Genomic DNA, 14,854 nt, shown 5'->3' on the forward strand with positions numbered 1-14,854 from the left:
ACTTTTTTGCCCCCGGTGTTTCGCTCAGCGGCGATAGATGGCAGACTCGGTTTTGAGATTAGAGCTTCGACGTGAAGATCTAGCTCGCTTACAGAAGGTTTACAGAATGACGCAGGGCAGTGTGAAGTGGTTCAACGGCGAAAAGGGCTTCGGCTTCATCGAGCAGGATGGTGGCGGACCGGACGTTTTCGTTCATTACTCGGAGATTCAGGGTAGCGGCTTCAAGTCGCTCGACGAGGGCCAGCGCGTGGAGTTCGAGGTGGGCCAGGGTCAGAAGGGCCCCCAGGCTACCGGCGTCCGCGCCATCTGATTCAAGCTTCGTAACCCGATTTCTCCTGGTGGACTGAAACTCTAGACTTTTTCAGCACCAGAAACTCGGTGACAAGGCCGGATACACGGAAGTAATTCCGAGTATCCGGCCTTCGTCTGTTCGGCGAGGGCATCGACCGCGGTCGGTGCCCATTCTGCGTCGAAAGACGCCTTTGTCCCCTGGTGGGCGCATTGTCCGGGTTGCTCCGAGGCTATCGCCGGCCCTATATTCCAGTTGGAATAATTCGTGCGGGATAGGTGACAGGGGGATCGATGCGAGCCGGAACCGTCAATCCGCTGGGCGTCTCGATTCTGGCTCTGCTCTCGGAGGGCCCGATGCATCCCTACGAGATGTATCAATTGCTGCTCTCCCGCAAGGAAGATCGAATCGTCAAGATTCGCCCGGGTTCGCTCTATCACGCGGTCGCACGTCTGCACGAGCAGGAACTGGTCGACGAGGTCGGAACCGACCGGGGTGGCAACCGTCCGGAGCGCACCACCTATCGGATCACCTCGGCCGGACGGCACGTGCTGACCGATCGGCTGACCGAAATTCTGAGAACCCCGGTGCGGGAATACCCGCAGTTCGTCCTCGGCCTGTCCGAAATGCACAACCTACCCGCATCCGACGCGACCGCCCTGTTACGGGAGCGAATCGTGGACCTGACCGCGGACATCGACGAACTGTCGGGCTATCAACAGCTCGCAGCAGATCGCCAGATATCCGAAATCTATTGGGCCGGAATCGATTACATTCACCACATGCTGCGCGCAGAAGTGCAGTGGCTGACGCGCTACCTCGATCGGATCGACAGCGGCGAGCTCGACTGGCCGCATCACATCTCCGCACATCACACGAACCCGACTTCGGGGATAGGGAGCGCTACATGAATTCCGTCGAGACTGCCCCGTCGCAGCACGAGATCAGACCGTGGCCGGCGCTGTGGGCACTGTGCTTGGGCTTCTTCATGATCCTGGTGGACACGACGATCGTCGCGGTCGCGCAACCTGCGATCCTCACCGGGCTGAACACCGACATCAACAACGTCATCTGGGTCACCAGCGCGTATCTCCTCGCCTACGCCGTTCCACTGCTGGTCACGGGCCGATTGGGTGACAAGTTCGGTCCGCGGAATCTGTACATCGCCGGCCTGGTGCTGTTCACTCTCGCATCGGTGTGGTGTGGACTGTCGGGATCGATCGACATGCTCATCGCGGCGCGCGCGGTTCAGGGTCTCGGCGCGGCGATGATCACCCCGCAGACGATGGCGGTGATCACTCGTGTGTTCCCGGCGGAGAAGCGTGGAACGGCAATGGGGGCATGGGGCGCCGTCGCAGGCGTCGCTACGCTCGTCGGGCCGATTCTCGGCGGTGTGCTGGTCGACTCGCTCGGCTGGGAATGGATCTTCTTCATCAACGTGCCGGTGGGCATTCTCGCAATTGCGTTGGCGCTGAAGTTCGTTCCGGTGCTGCCGACCCACGATCACAAGTTCGATCTGCTGGGCGTTGCGCTCAGCGCTGTCGGACTCTTCTGCATCGTCTTCGGTATCCAGGAAGGTCAGAAGTACGACTGGGGTACCGGCGTGTGGATCCTCATCGGTGTCGGTCTGCTCGTCTTCGCGGGGTTCGTCTACTGGCAGTCCGTGAACACCAGCGAGCCACTGGTGCCCTTGGTCCTGTTCCGCGACCGCAACTTCTCGCTGTCCAATATCGGTATCGCGGCAATGGGTTTCGCGATGTCCGGCATGATGCTGCCGATCATGTTCTACGCGCAGAGCGTCACCGGTCTGACGCCCACCCGGTCGGCACTGCTGTTCGTTCCGATGGCGCTGCTGACCGGACTGCTCGCACCCAATATCGGCAAGCTCGTCGACAAGACGCATCCGCGGTACATCGCCGGATCGGGACTGTTCATCCTCGCCGCGTCGCTGCTGTGGTTCGCATACGAGATGACGCCCACGACGGCCATCTGGAAGTTGCTGCTCCCCGTCGCTGCAATGGGTGTGGCGAATGCGTTGATCTGGTCTCCGTTGGCAGCGACGGCCACTCGCAATCTTCCGATGAGCCAGGCGGGTGCAGGTTCGGGAATTTACAACACCACCCGCATGATCGGGTCCGTGCTCGGCAGCGCGGGCATCGGCGCGCTCATTCAATCGCGCTTGGCCGCCGAACTACCTACCGGTGGATCGGCTTCGGGGGCAAACGAATTCGCCGGCCGAGTGCCCGAGATGCTGCGTGACGGCTTCACCACCGCGATGGCGCAGTCGCTGATCCTCCCCGCCGTCGTGCTCCTGGTCGGCATGATCGCGGTCTGCTTCTACGCCCGGCCCGCGTTCGAGAAACCCATGTGAGTGGAACCTCGACCCCTGCTACGAAGTTCCACTCACATGCGGCGAAGCCGCTCTACAGCCCCAGATCCCGGCCGATCAGTTCCTTCATGATTTCGTTCGATCCGGCCCAGATCTTGGTCACGCGAGCGTCTTTCCACGCGCGCGCGGCGCGGTATTCGTTCATGAAGCCGTAGCCGCCGTGCAGCTGGACGCAGTGGTCGAGGATTTCGTTCTGCACCTGCGAGCTCCACCACTTGGCCTTGGCTGCATCGATGGCCGTCAGCTCGCCCTGGCCGTGGGCGACGATGCAGTTGTCGATGTATGCCTGTGCCACATCGAGTTTGGTGACGAGCTCGGCGAGCAGAAACTTGTTCCACTGCAGCGAGCCGATCTGCTGACCGAATGCCTTGCGGTCCTTGGCGTACTGCAGCGTCTCTTCGAGAATGGGCCGTACGTGTCCGAGGTTGGCCACCGAGCAGCTGATGCGTTCCTGGGGGAGCAGCTGCATCATGTGGATGAAGCCGCCGTCGAATTCGCCGATCATGTTGGCGCTGGGTACTCGCACGTTCTCGAAGAACAGTTCCGCGGTGTCGGATTCGGGCTGGCCGACCTTGTCGAGTTTGCGGCCGCGGGTGAATCCTTCGGTTCCGTTCTCGACGGCGAACAGCGTGATGCCCTTGGCCTTCTTTTCGGGCGTCGTGCGCGTGGCGACGATGGCGAGGTCGGCGGAATTGCCGTTGGTGATGAACGTCTTCGAGCCGTTGATGATGAAGTCGTCGCCGTCCTTGACGGCGGTGGTCTTCAGCGCGGCGAGGTCCGAGCCGCCGGAGGGTTCCGTCATGGCGATGGCGGTGAGGATCTCGCCGCTGCAGAACCCGGGCAGCCAGCGCTTCTTCTGCTCCTCGGTGGTGAGCTTGACGAGGTAGGGCGCGACGATGTCGACGTGGATACCGAAGCACGACGCCACCGCGGCACTCGAGCGGGCGAGTTCCTCACCGAGGACGGCGTTGAATCGGTAGTCCTCGGCTCCGCTGCCGCCGTATTCTTCGGGCACCTCGAGGCCGAGGAAACCGTTGCGTCCTGCTTCGAGCCAGATCTCGCGGTCGATGTATCGCTGTTCGATCAGCTTTTCCTCGACCGGTGTGATCGTCCTGGTGACGAACTCGCGTACCGATGCGCGGAAGTCGTCGTGGTCGGACTCGAACAGGCTGCGCTTCACTTACTTGTTCCTCTCGGTAACGGCTGATACGCGCACAATACTCGTCGGTAACTACGCCCCGGAACGCGTATGGCACTATGCGAGGCATGGCTGACGCACCTACCTCGCTCGTCCGATCGACCACTGCGGCCGGCGCCGAGGTCGCTGTCCTGACGTTCGATCACGGCCCCCTCAATCTGTTCGATCAGGCAATGTTCGACGCGGTGGCCGCGAACGTTGCCGATCTGGCCGCGAACCCGCCGCGTGCGGTTCTGCTGCGTGCCGAGGGCAAGGTCAACTCGGCGGGCGTCGACGTGCACGTGTTCGAGGGATTGTCCGCGGCCGAGGGTGCCGATCTGTGGCGTGGGTTGTTCGCCGGCATCATTCACCCGCTCGAGGCGTTGCCGTGCCCGGTGATCTACGCCGCGCACGGTTTGACGCTCACCGCGGCGTTCGAGATCTCGCTGGCCTGCGACATCGTTCTCGCCGGACCCAAGGCGAAGTTCGGTCTGGTCGAGACCGTCGTCGGGTTGACGCCGTCGATGGGCGGACCGCAGCGTCTGGCCGAGCGGGCCGGGTCGGGTCGGGCACGTGAATTCGTCATGACCGGAGATCTCTACGACGCCCAGACGTTGAAAGAGTGGGGCGTGGTCAACCAGATCCACGACGACGTCGATGCCGCGGCGCACGCGTTGACACACCGACTGGCCGACGGCCCTACCATCGCCCATGCGGCGACGAAACAGATTGTAACGGCGTGGCGTTCGGGCGGGGTGGCGCATGCGGACGAGATCACGTCGGAGGTGTCGGGCGCATTGTTCGAGACCGAGGATCTGCGCGGTGCGGTGACGAGCTTCCTCGAGGTCGGCCCGGGTAAGGCGACCTACACAGGCAAGTAGAATCGTATGAGTGAGTAACGATCAACTGGCCGAACTGCACCTGCACATCGAAGGGTCGCTCGAACCGCCGCTGATCTTCGATCTCGCCGAGCGCAACGCAATCACGCTGCCGTACAACGATATCGACGAACTGCAGGCGAAGTACGAGTTCACCGACCTGCAGTCCTTCCTCGATCTGTACTACGCGAACATGGCCGTGTTGCGCACCGCCGAGGACTTCGCCGATCTGGCGCGCGCGTACTTCCGCCGCACCGCGCAGGCCGGGGTGACGCATGCGGAGATCTTCTTCGATCCGCAGGCGCACACCGAGCGCGGTGTACCGCTCCAGGCTGTCGTCGAGGGATTGGCAGACGCGTGCGCGACCAGCGAGCGCGAATTCGGCGTGACCAGCGGGTTGATCGCGTCGATCCTGCGAGACAAGCCGGTGCTGCACGCCAACCAATTGCTCGACGATCTGTTGGCGATGAAGGCTCCGATCATCGGCCTCGGTCTCGACTCCGCCGAGGTCGGCTACCCGCCGTCGCTGTTCGTCGACGTGTTCGCCAAGGCGCGCGCCGAGGGCCTGCACGTGGTCGCCCACGCCGGTGAGGAAGGCCCGCCCGACTACATCTGGCAGGCACTGGATCTGCTGAAGGTCGAGCGCATCGATCACGGCGTGCGATGCCTGGAAGACGAGGCGCTGGTGAATCGACTTGTCGAGGAACAGATTCCGCTCACCGTCTGCCCGTTGTCCAACGTGCGGCTCAAGGTGATCGACGACGTCGCGCAGTTGCCGCTACGGCAGATGCTCGACCGCGGTCTGTCGGTGTCGATCAATTCCGACGACCCCGCTTATTTCGGCGGTTACGTCGACGACAATTTCACCGCCCTCGAAGCCGGCATGGGCCTCACCGCGGACGAACGGAAGCAGTTGGCGGAGAACTCGGTTCGCGCCAGCTTCGCGAGTTCCTGAATCAGTTCGCCGTCACCGAGATTTTCGGGTAGCCGGTTGCTCCGTCGGGGACGGTGTCTGCAGTCTTGTTGGTCTGCAGCTCCCCGGCGGAGTTGGTGGCCCGGGCGCGGATCGCGTGCTGGCCCGCCGGCAGGTCGAGCTCGATCATCCACTGCCGCCACGTGTCCTTGGAGTACTCCTCCGACAGGGTTGCCGGCACCCAATTGCCCTCGTCCACTTGCACTTCCACGGCCTCGATGCCGGTGTGCTGATCCCAGGCGACGCCCGCGAACACGGTCTTACCTGCGGATACGGAGCTGCCCGATCGCGGAGTGTCGATGCGGGCAGCGGTCTTGATCGGACCGAGTGCGCCCCAGCCGCGGTCGGTCCAGTACGCCGTCACCTTGTCGAATCGGGTGATCTCGATGTCGGTGACCCACTTGGTGGCCGAGACGTATCCGTACAGTCCGGGCACGACCAGTCGCGCCGGGTAACCGTGCTCGACGGGTAGCGGCGCGCCGTTCATTCCGACGGCCAACAGCGCGTCCCGACCGTCGAGCAGCACGTCGAGGGGAGTGCCCGCGGTGAAGGCATCGCTGCTGGACGACAGAGCCATGTCTGCGTCGGGGGAGATGCCCGCTTCTTCGAGGATGTCCTTCAGCGGGTAGCCGATCCACGTTGCGTTGCCGACGAGGTCGCCGCCGACGAGGTTGGACACGCACGTCAACGTGACTGTCTTCTCCACTGCCTGACGCTGCGCCAGATCGGCGAACGTCAACTCGATCTCACGATCCACCATCCCGTGGATCCGCAGCGACCACGTATCGGACGCCACGCGTGGCACGACCAGCGCGGTGTCGATGCGGTAGAAGTCCTCGTTCGGGGTGATGTACGACGCGAGGCCGTCGATCTTCAGGTCCGCCCCCGCCGGTATCGGCGTTTGTGGCGTCGGGGTCGGGAGCATGAAGCCGAGTCGATCGGCGGTGACCGCTCGCGCCGAGGTGAGCATTCGTCCGGCGGTCCCTGCGACGACTCCGAGTACTGCGGCACCGGCGGCGAGGGTCAGAAAACTGCGTCGGTTCATTCCGTCGGTCGCCGGGGTGGCGGATCCGATGAGGGCGTGCAGCACGACGATGCCGACGATGACGCCGCCGACGGTCGGGACTGCGTAGAACACCGTCGCGTCGGGTCGGGTCACCGCGGCGAGGACGCCGATTACGCCCAAGGTGGCGAACAACGTGGCCCCGATCGGTTTGCGAGCGATTCCTGCCGCGGCGGCGATAGCACCGATGACCACGGCCATACCGAGGAACAGGGCGAGCTTGTCGGAGGTGCCGAACGTGTCGATGGCCCATTCACGGACCGGCGCCGGACTGTTGTCGACCGCCGAGGAGCCGACGGCGGTCAGTGGTGACGAGTTCGGTCCGATGGGGACGGCGATCAATTCGCCGACGCCGAGGACGACTCCGGCGGCGATGATGCCGGACAGCGCGCGTTTTCCTGTGCTCACCGAGTCCAATGTAAGCGAACTCGTCGTGCGCGGTATTTCGTAGCAGGGTACGAGATACCGCTCACGACAGCAGGTGGTCCAGATAGTCGTTGCGGAACAGCTGCGTCGGGTCCAGGGAATCTCGGATGCGCAGGAAGTCGTCGAAGTGTTCGTAGGAATCACGCAGCTCGGCGCTGCCGAGAGAGTGCAGTTTGCCCCAGTGCGGCCGACCCCCGACGCTGCGGCAGATGGCTTCGACAGCGTCGAAGTACTCGCGATGATCACGCCGGTGGTACTGGTGCACGGCGATGTACGCCGTCGGACGCCCGGATGCCGTGGACAGCCAGATGTCGTCGGCGGCCGCGAACCGCACCTCGACGGGGAACGCGATGGAGATCGCCGAACGCTCGAGCCAGCGATCCACCTCGCGCAGCACCCAGGCGATCTCGGAGACGGGCACGGCGTATTCCATCTCGACGAACTTGACCGTCCGCGACGACGCGAACACCCGGTACGAGCGGTCGGTGTACTCGCGAGCCGACAGTGCTCGGGCCGAGACCGCGTTCACCCTGGGAATCAACGCAGGCACTCGCGTCACCACTCGGTTGAGGCCCTCGAAGACCGTGTTGGACAGCAGTTCGTCGTCGAGATACGAGCGCACCTTGCCCAGCGGACGCAGATCGGTGTCACCGGGCAGGCGGGTGTTGCGTTTGGTGAGCACACGATCGGTGTGCGGAAACCAATAGAACTCGAAATGGTCGACGCCGGCGACGGTGGCATCGAGATCACGCAGCGTCGCCGTCAGCGTCGACGGCGTCTCGACGGCCTGCAGCGCGAACGCCGCGACGCAGTTCAACGTCACACGCGTGATGACGCCGAGAGCGCCGAGACCGATGCGGGCCGCGTCGAACAGTTCGGTGTTCTCGTCTCGGGAGCACTGCACCGACTGTCCGTCCGCAGTCATCAGCTCCAGCGCGTGCACCTGGGTGGCGATTCCGCCGAATCCGGCACCGGTTCCGTGAGTGCCCGTCGAGATGGCCCCGGCGACGGACTGCTCGTCGATGTCGCCCAGATTGGTCATCGCCAGCCCGAGCTCCCACAACCGCGCCGACAACTCCCGGAGTCGAGTGCCGGCCAGCACCGTCACCTGGGCAGATCCGTCGTCGGCGCGTTCGACGGATTCGATACCGCTCAGCGCATCCAAGGCGATCTGAATACCGTCGGTGACGGCAATGGGTGTGAAGGAATGCCCTGCCCCGACGCAGCGCACCGGCAGAGAGCGTTCGGCGGCATCGCGCAGAATCGCACGCAGCTCCTCGACCGACGAGGGCTTGGCTCGACGCGCCGGGAATGCATGTTGATTGCCCGCCCAGTTCTGCCACGACCGCTCGATCATCGAATCACTATCTCGCAGCGCGCTCCCCTGGGGCAATCCAAGGCACAGATGTCGACCGCGACCTAGTATCGGGTCATGCAATCGAGGCTGCCCGCCGACGTGCGCCGCGCACAACTGGTGCAGTCGGCAATCGACGTCGCCGAGCGGGTCGGTATCGAGTCGCTCACCGTTCGGGCGCTGTCGGAATATGCCGACGTCACCAAAGGCATCGTGCAATACCACTTCGAGACCAAGCAGGATCTGGTGATCGCGATGGGCGAGCACCTCATCGTCGACGTCACCGAGATACTGCACGCCGCGTTGGACAGCGCGGTCGGAACACACGAACTACCCGGTGTTCGGGGTTTGCGCGAGCTGGTGCACAGCGGGCTGAGCGCGGTGTGGCTGCTTATTGAGAAATCGCACGGTCGTCAGCTGTTGGCGTACGAGATCAAGACGTATCTGTTGCGGCATCGCGCACTGGGTTCGGCCACGGCCGCCGAGATCGCCAGCGGGCAGTATCGAATCCGGGATTCCGAGGCGCAGCTGTTCTTCGAGAATTGTTCCGACCACACCGGCACGCGGTGGCTCGAACCGGTGGAGTCGATCGCCCGCTTCGGGATGGCGACTCTCGACGGTTTGGTGCTGCGGTGGTTGGTCGACGGCGACGATCTCGAAGTGTTGGCCCAGATCGACGACCTGTCCGGGTTGATCGCCGCGAAGGCAGAAGATCGCTGAGTGGAAAACCGCTCGACGGGACTTCTCGGCTGCGGAGTGTTTGACTGTGTCGGCCCGGCAACGACGACGAAGGAATGTGCCGAATGAGTTCGATCGCCGGTGACATCACCACCGCTACGACCCCGCTGTCCCGCATTGCCGCAGCCACCGAGGGTCTCGAATCTCCTACGGCAGCAGTCGATCTGACAGCTCTCGATGCCAATGCTGCAGCACTGCGTGCCCGCGCGAACGGTGTACCGATCAGGATCGCCAGCAAGTCGGTGCGGTGCCGAGCCGTGTTGAATCGGGTCCTCGCGGCGCAGGGTGTATCCGGAGTGATGGCCTATTCGCTGCGCGAAGCGATCTGGTTGGCGCGGGCCGGCGTCGACGACATTCTGATGGGGTACCCGACGATCGATCGAACGGCGCTCGCCGAGGTGGTCAACGACCGCGTGCTGTCGGGGCGCATCACGTTGATGGTCGACGACGTCGCGCAACTGGACCTCGTCCGAGACGCTGCTCGGAGCGACCTGCTCAAGCCCCGCATCTGTATCGACGTGGACGCATCGTTGCGGGTGGGGCCGCTGCACATCGGGGTCAGGCGCTCTCCGCTTCGGGATCCGGACCAGGTAGCGCAGTTCGCCCGTCAGGCTCGCTCGCAGGGGTTCCGGGTGGTGGGGTTGATGTTCTACGAGGCGCAGATCGCCGGTGTTCCCGACGCCAACGTCGCTGTCGAGCTGATGAAGTCGCTGTCGTCTCGTGAGATCGGTGCGCGGAGAACAGCAGTGGTGGACGCCGTGACCGCGGCGATCGGGCCGCTCGAGATCGTCAACAGCGGTGGTACCGGGTCGATCGATTTCTCTGCCGCGGATCCGGCCGTCACCGAGGTCACCGCGGGCTCGGGTCTGTTCGCGCCGACCCTGTTCGATCGGTATCGCGCATTCTCGGCCGAACCCTCGCTGTTCTTCGCACTGCCGGTGGTGCGCAAGCCGACTCCGCGGATCGCCACCGCGTTCGGCGGCGGCTACATCGCGTCGGGCCCGGCATCCTGGTCGCGGTCACCCAGACCTGTCGGCTGGTCCAGGAGGGCGGCGGGCGTTGTCGCGTCGGGCCTGAAACTGCTGCGCAACGAGGGCGCGGGGGAGGTGCAGACCCCGGTGAGCGGGGCCGAGGAGGTGCGCATCGGCGATCGAATCTGGTTCCGCCACGCCAAGGCCGGGGAGTTGTGCGAGCGGTTCGACACCCTGTCTCTGGTGCATTCCGACGGATCGGTCGACGCCGTTCCCACCTACCGCGGCGAGGGTATGGCGTTCGGCTGACGTGCGTTCTCGCACAGCCGCATGAACGTGCCGAGCGTGACGAGTCCGTCCGGGGTCGACGGCAGATAGTGGGTCAGCGCGCGCGAGCGTACCAAAATCGCTGCCCACTGACCGCGAGAGATGGCGACGTTGAGTCTGTTGCGCGACAACAGGAATCCCATTCCGCGGGGCACGTCCTCGATGGTCGACGCTGCCATGGAGATGAGGACCACCGGTGCCTGACGGCCCTGGAATTTGTCGACGGTCCCCACCGACACCTCGTCGAGTCCGGCGGCCGCGAGTTGCTCGACGATGACGGCGACCTGTGCGTTGTAGGCCGCGACCACCAGAAAGTCGGCCTGCTGCATCGGCCGCGGGTCGCCGCCGTGTGCGGGATCCACCCACGGCCGACCGAGCAACGACCGGACCCGCGTGACGATCTCGTCGGCTTCCTCGATCGAGTCGGTGGAATTGCCGTGATGGTCCAGGTAGACCACATGCAGGCCCGGTTCCAGATCCGACAGCGAACGAGACTGTGTCACATCCTTGTTCGATTCGAGCTTGCCCTCGTACGACAGCATCGACACCGGCGCGCACAGATCCGGATGCATCCGCCACGTCGTCGCGAGGAAGTAACCGCGGTCGGCGGGCAGCGTGGCATGCCCGTTCGTCAGCCATCCCAGAGCGGATTCGTCGACGGGCTCGGGGTGGGTGCCCTGACTGACCTGGGGGAGCTGCGCCGGGTCGCCGAGAAGCAGCAGATTACGTGCCGATACCGAGACGGCGATGGTGTTGGCGAGGGAGAACTGACCTGCCTCGTCGACGACGAGTAGATCGAGAGAGCCGGGTGGAATTCGGCTGGGGTTGGAGAAATCCCAGGCGGTGCCGCCGATGACGCAGCCCTCGTCTGCCTCGGTGACGAAATGCGAGTATCCGGTGATGTCCACGACGGTGTGCGCGGTCGGGGCCTTCTTGCCCACCTTCGTGGCGTCGACCCCGGCCCCGACGATGGTGTCGAGCAGGTTGTTCACCACGTGATGCGACTGGCCGACCACTCCGATCCGCCAATGATGGGTGTTCACCAGCTGTTCGATGACGCGCGCCGCCGTGTAGGTCTTCCCGGTGCCGGGCGGGCCCTGCACCGCGACGTACGAATTGTCGAGATCGAGCAGCGCGTCCGTGATCGCATGTGCGTAGTTTTTGTCGTGGACCGCGGGAAGGCCGGAGCCGGAAAGGGTTCGAGGCGTCGAGCGCGTCAGCAGATCGGCGACGGCCGTGCGCGGCAGTTCCGGCAACCCGCCGAGAACCTCGGTCGCGACGGAGACGATCGCCTGCTCGAGATGCTTGGTGTTCGGCGGCGGCTCGGGGGCGGTGGCAACCGGGAAATCGGTGTACTCCTCCACGCCCTTGCGTAGATTCTCTTGTACGACAACTACATCCAGGGTTCCCTCGTACCCGGTCTGCACGATCTCCACCGATGTGGTGGCCCGATGCGCCGGTTGCTGCTTCGTCAACCCCTCCGGGGCTGGGTTCTCGTACAGCAGTTTCACCTTCGAGCCGGACAGCACACCGTTGCTCAGGTGCCCGATCAACTTGACCTGACGACGCAGCACCCGTTGTCCGGGTGCAGTTTTCATCCAGTCGTGCACCAGCTCGGCGCGCTCGACTTTCAAAACGTCCGCGGCGTCGGCCCATTCGTCGAGCGGATGGGTCAGGCGGTCGTAGTGGCCCCACCAGAACGGCTTGTTCTCTCGTCGGTGATATCCGATGGCACCGGCGAACAATCCGAGCGCGTGCTGCGTCGGCGTGCGATCCCACGGCAGTCCGGCGTGCTCGGCCAGTTCGAGTTCGAGTGGGGTCGCGGTGCGGTCGACGACGTCCTCGAGGTCCAGCTGCTGCGGGGGCCGCGGTGCCACCCCGGCGTCCGATGCCCGATCGAGCAACCAATCACGCAGTCGCAGTGTCGATTCGCAGTCGGTGCGGTTGTACTCGGCAATGTCGGCGAGCAGAGCTGCCGCCTCGGCGTCCTTGCCTCGATCGCGCAGTTCGCACCAGTGCGCGTATTCGACGATCGACGCCGCCGCGTCGGTGACGTCTCCGTCACGGGCCGCGGGCATGTACAGCGGTTCGAGTTTCTTGATGCTGTACGAGCGGGCACCGATCCGAACAGCCGACCGCACGACGGGGTAGAGATCCACGAGAACGTTCTCCCGCAGCAGATCGTCGACGGCGTCCTCGCCCACTCCGTACCGGCCGGCCAGCCGCAGCAGGGCCGTCTTCTCGTACGGCGCATAGTGATACACGTGCATCTTCGGATGCTCGGCTCGGCGGGCGGCGACATAGTCGAGGAAGTCGATGAGCGCACGACGTTCCTGCGCACGGTCGTGCGCCCAGAACGGCAGGAAGTCGCCGTCCGCGGTGTAGACGCCGAACAGGTACTCGAGACCCCAGTCGGACGAACCGGATTCCGCGTACAGCGGATCTCCCTCGAAGTCGAAGAAGATGTCCCCGTCGTCGGGCTCGGGAATCACCCCCAGTGCCTCGGCGTCGAAGATCTCGAATTCGGCTGCCCCGCTGCGCTCTTGGCGTACCTGTAGGGCCGCCTGCGCGCGCAGGTTCTCCAGTGTGCGGGAGGACATGCCGTCCACCGGGGTACTCGACTCGGCGAGCTCGTCGATCGACGAGATCCCTGCGTCCAGTAGGCGGTCCCTGGTGCTGCCGCGCATACCGGCGACGAGCACCAGATCGCGATGCAGCTCCACCTCGGCGGTGCAGGCATCGCACTGCCCGCATCCCGAATACCGCGGATCGAACCACTCGACGACGGTGCCCTCGGCGTGATGCTCGTCGAGAATGTGCTGCAGGTGTGCCCGCGACTGCCGGTAGACCGGGAGAATATCGGCCAGCGCGTGCGCGGAGTCGCTGCCGTCGCCGAGCATCAGATGGACCTGCTCGCTCGGAGTGATACCCCCGGCCTGCAGGGCGTCGGCGTACGCGGCCAATTGCAGCAGCGCCGGCACCTTCGCGTGTCTCGACAGTTTCGTGTCGTAGACGGTGTAACGAGAACCGTCGGCAACCAAGAAGTCGCAGAAACCGAGAAATCGTCCGTCGAAGAAGGTGGCCTGATAGAGCACCGGCGTGCGTGAGGTCAGGGCGGTGAAGGTCGCCCACGCCGCGTCCGCCAGTTCCTGTGCGGTGCGGCCCGGTCGGTCCATGGTCAGGACGCCACCGGGAAAACGCTGCTCGAACGCCTCGAGTTGGCGTCGTTCGTGCTCGAATCCGAGTGTGGAGGTGCGGTCCAGCATCGGGTCGGCTGCGACGCTCTGCCGGGGGATCAGGCCGGTGACAGCGTCCAGTCTTCGGAGCAGTCCGAATTCGCAGGATGCGGCCGCGGCGAGGTCGCTGGCGCTGTAGACGACCTGATCGCCGAGGAGGAACACAAGCGTCCACCCTAGCGACCCGCGACAGCGGCACCGGTCACGTTGCGCGCGGAAGCCGGCGGGAACAGGCAAAATGATTCAATGCCTTTTTTCGACGGAGCCACCGGTGCTGTCCACTATCGAACCTGGACCGTCGCCGACGCTCGATTCGGTCTCGTTTTCCTGCACGGTCTCGGCCAGAACAGCGCCCACTACCACCGCTTCGCTCGGCTACTGAACGAGCGTGGGGTGGACGTGTGGGCGGTCGATCACGTAGGGCACGGCCTGACCGAGGGTGAACTGACCGACGCAGCACAGATCCCCGGTCTCGCCCAGAACGCGCTGCAGTTGATCGACATCGCCGAGTCCGAGCACCCCGAGTTGTCGTTCGCTCTGATGGGCCATTCGCTCGGAGCTGCGACGGCCATCGCAGCGCTGGGTGCGCACCCCGAGGCGGTCCGCTGCGCGATTCTGTGCGGCACGCCCAAGTCCGTGACCGGGTCCGCCGACGACCTGTCCGACAACGTCATTCCGTTGCTGGCCGTGCACGGCGTGGACGATCGTCTGGCACCGGTCGATGCCGTGCGTGAATGGATCGGACGCGTTCCGCAGGCGAGCCTGCGCGAGTTCGAGGACGGCGGACACGATCTGCTGCACGAAAAGATTCACCAGGCCGTGACCACGGTGGTCGCCGAATTCCTCGACGACCACATGCACTGACGATCACATGCACTGACGATCACATGCACTGACGATCACATGCTGTACGACGAAGGGCCCGACGCGATTGGGCGGATTCTAGGGGTCCTCGCAACACCTGATGGTCAGATGCCTGTCAGTAGATCACGTAAACGCTCGGCTGGAGTTTTCCAGCCGAGCGTTTTGCGTG

12 protein-coding genes are annotated in these 14,854 nt (G+C 64.4%); 8 read left to right on the top strand and 4 right to left on the bottom strand.

What is annotated here, in order from left to right:
• Positions 1-106: 106 nt before the first annotated feature.
• The 3 genes from CH281_RS03315 to CH281_RS03325 all read left to right on the top strand — a co-directional run bounded on the left by CH281_RS03315 (position 107) and on the right by CH281_RS03325 (position 2,660).
• Positions 107-310: a cold-shock protein gene (locus CH281_RS03315; protein ID WP_008714360.1), complete on the top strand. Its 204-nt coding sequence runs from the start codon at positions 107-109 to the stop codon at positions 308-310.
• Between the two features lie 272 nt (positions 311-582).
• Positions 583-1,200, top strand: a complete 618-nt coding sequence (locus CH281_RS03320; RefSeq protein WP_052054800.1) for a PadR family transcriptional regulator — start codon at positions 583-585, stop codon at positions 1,198-1,200.
• A complete protein-coding gene (locus CH281_RS03325; protein WP_094692858.1) occupies positions 1,197-2,660 on the top strand; it encodes a DHA2 family efflux MFS transporter permease subunit in 1,464 nt (487 codons plus the stop codon). The genes CH281_RS03320 and CH281_RS03325 overlap by 4 nt, the downstream gene beginning before the upstream one ends.
• A 52-nt stretch (positions 2,661-2,712) precedes the next feature.
• On the opposite strand, the gene CH281_RS03330 is transcribed toward CH281_RS03325, so the two are convergent.
• Complete coding sequence (locus tag CH281_RS03330; protein ID WP_094692860.1) at positions 2,713-3,858, bottom strand: acyl-CoA dehydrogenase family protein; 1,146 nt, start codon at positions 3,856-3,858, stop codon at positions 2,713-2,715.
• Between the two features lie 86 nt (positions 3,859-3,944).
• Between CH281_RS03330 and CH281_RS03335 the strand changes: the two genes are divergently transcribed.
• A complete protein-coding gene (locus tag CH281_RS03335) occupies positions 3,945-4,736 on the top strand; it encodes an enoyl-CoA hydratase/isomerase family protein (protein ID WP_094692938.1) in 792 nt (263 codons plus the stop codon).
• A 10-nt stretch (positions 4,737-4,746) separates the two neighbouring features.
• Complete coding sequence (locus tag CH281_RS03340) at positions 4,747-5,688, top strand: adenosine deaminase (RefSeq protein WP_027498006.1); 942 nt, start codon at positions 4,747-4,749, stop codon at positions 5,686-5,688.
• A gap of 1 nt (position 5,689) precedes the next feature.
• Here CH281_RS03340 and CH281_RS03345 read toward each other — a convergent pair whose 3' ends face one another.
• Both CH281_RS03345 and CH281_RS03350 read right to left on the bottom strand, forming a co-directional pair.
• Positions 5,690-7,177, bottom strand: coding sequence for a molybdopterin-dependent oxidoreductase (locus CH281_RS03345; RefSeq protein WP_094692940.1), 1,488 nt, complete (start codon positions 7,175-7,177; stop codon positions 5,690-5,692).
• Between the two features lie 61 nt (positions 7,178-7,238).
• Complete coding sequence (locus CH281_RS03350; protein WP_094692862.1) at positions 7,239-8,552, bottom strand: D-arabinono-1,4-lactone oxidase; 1,314 nt, start codon at positions 8,550-8,552, stop codon at positions 7,239-7,241.
• Between the two features lie 75 nt (positions 8,553-8,627).
• Between CH281_RS03350 and CH281_RS03355 the strand changes: the two genes are divergently transcribed.
• Together CH281_RS03355 and CH281_RS03360 are read left to right on the top strand one after the other, a co-directional pair.
• Entirely contained in the window at positions 8,628-9,269 is a 642-nt protein-coding gene (locus CH281_RS03355; protein ID WP_027498003.1) for a TetR/AcrR family transcriptional regulator, read from the top strand.
• Positions 9,270-9,352: 83 nt separating this feature from the next.
• A complete protein-coding gene (locus tag CH281_RS03360; RefSeq protein WP_094692864.1) occupies positions 9,353-10,567 on the top strand; it encodes an alanine racemase in 1,215 nt (404 codons plus the stop codon).
• Here CH281_RS03360 and CH281_RS03365 read toward each other — a convergent pair.
• Entirely contained in the window at positions 10,537-13,986 is a 3,450-nt protein-coding gene (locus tag CH281_RS03365; protein ID WP_094692866.1) for a TM0106 family RecB-like putative nuclease, read from the bottom strand. The genes CH281_RS03360 and CH281_RS03365 overlap by 31 nt on opposite strands.
• Before the next feature lie 81 nt (positions 13,987-14,067).
• On the opposite strand from CH281_RS03365, the gene CH281_RS03370 reads away from it, so the two are divergent.
• A complete protein-coding gene (locus tag CH281_RS03370) occupies positions 14,068-14,685 on the top strand; it encodes an alpha/beta hydrolase (protein WP_094692868.1) in 618 nt (205 codons plus the stop codon).
• Positions 14,686-14,854: the final 169 nt, after the last annotated feature.

This window comes from Rhodococcus sp. 06-221-2, assembly GCF_002258365.1.
GTDB lineage: Bacteria > Actinomycetota > Actinomycetes > Mycobacteriales > Mycobacteriaceae > Rhodococcoides > Rhodococcoides fascians.

Excerpts from the sequence above, each read along its gene's own strand:
- CH281_RS03315 (WP_008714360.1), top strand. The coding sequence starts at position 107 with ATGACGCAGGGCAGTGTGAAGTGGTTCAACGGCGAAAAGGGCTTCGGC.
- CH281_RS03320 (WP_052054800.1), top strand. The coding sequence starts at position 583 with ATGCGAGCCGGAACCGTCAATCCGCTGGGCGTCTCGATTCTGGCTCTG.
- CH281_RS03325 (WP_094692858.1), top strand. The coding sequence starts at position 1,197 with ATGAATTCCGTCGAGACTGCCCCGTCGCAGCACGAGATCAGACCGTGG.
- CH281_RS03335 (WP_094692938.1), top strand. The coding sequence starts at position 3,945 with ATGGCTGACGCACCTACCTCGCTCGTCCGATCGACCACTGCGGCCGGC.
- CH281_RS03350 (WP_094692862.1), bottom strand. The coding sequence starts at position 8,552 with ATGATCGAGCGGTCGTGGCAGAACTGGGCGGGCAATCAACATGCATTC.
- CH281_RS03355 (WP_027498003.1), top strand. The coding sequence starts at position 8,628 with ATGCAATCGAGGCTGCCCGCCGACGTGCGCCGCGCACAACTGGTGCAG.
- CH281_RS03360 (WP_094692864.1), top strand. The coding sequence starts at position 9,353 with ATGAGTTCGATCGCCGGTGACATCACCACCGCTACGACCCCGCTGTCC.
- CH281_RS03370 (WP_094692868.1), top strand. The coding sequence starts at position 14,068 with ATGCCTTTTTTCGACGGAGCCACCGGTGCTGTCCACTATCGAACCTGG.